Below are 444 nucleotides of genomic sequence, written 5' to 3'. Positions count from 1 at the left end.
ACTCAGCTAACCCTCTGCCAACAACACCACCGCCTCGACTTCGAAGAGCATGCCGTCCAACGCCAGGCGCGGCACCGGAGTCAGCGTACAAGCAGGCTTCGGTCCCGGCCCCAGCGCACGTTCCAGCTCGTCGCCAAAAATGTGCAGGCGAGTTTCACTGTGGTCGACGATCAGCACGCCGAGCTTGGCGATCTGCGCCGGCGTCCCGCCTGCGCCCTCGATGGCGATGCACAGGTTGCGCAGCGCCTGGCGCACCTGTTGGCGAAAATCGACTGACAGCTGGCCATCAACCGCCTCACCACCCTGCCCGGCGATGAACGCCATCCGCACCCCCGCCGGCAGCACCGCAACGTGGGAATAGCCGTTGGATGTTGGGTCATAGAGGCCGGGCGGATTGATCAGTGAAAGCCCCTTGCATCCGGTTTGTTCTGTCATGACCTGTTC

Annotated in this window: 1 protein-coding gene; it reads right to left on the bottom strand. The window is 63.5% G+C overall.

The genetic code is table 11. The features are described from left to right. Positions 1 to 6 precede the first annotated feature (6 nt). The gene (locus tag AAEZ09_RS27920; RefSeq protein ID WP_350601583.1) at positions 7 to 435 is read right to left on the bottom strand and encodes a RidA family protein; all 429 of its coding nucleotides are present in this window, start codon (positions 433 to 435) and stop codon (positions 7 to 9) included. Positions 436 to 444 lie beyond the last annotated feature (9 nt).

This window comes from Pseudomonas sp. 65/3-MNA-CIBAN-0223 (genome assembly GCF_040310425.1).
Classification (GTDB): Bacteria; Pseudomonadota; Gammaproteobacteria; order Pseudomonadales; family Pseudomonadaceae; genus Aquipseudomonas; species Aquipseudomonas gregormendelii.
Note: the sequence above shows the minus strand (reverse complement) of the source record. Positions and strands in the feature narration are given on the sequence as shown.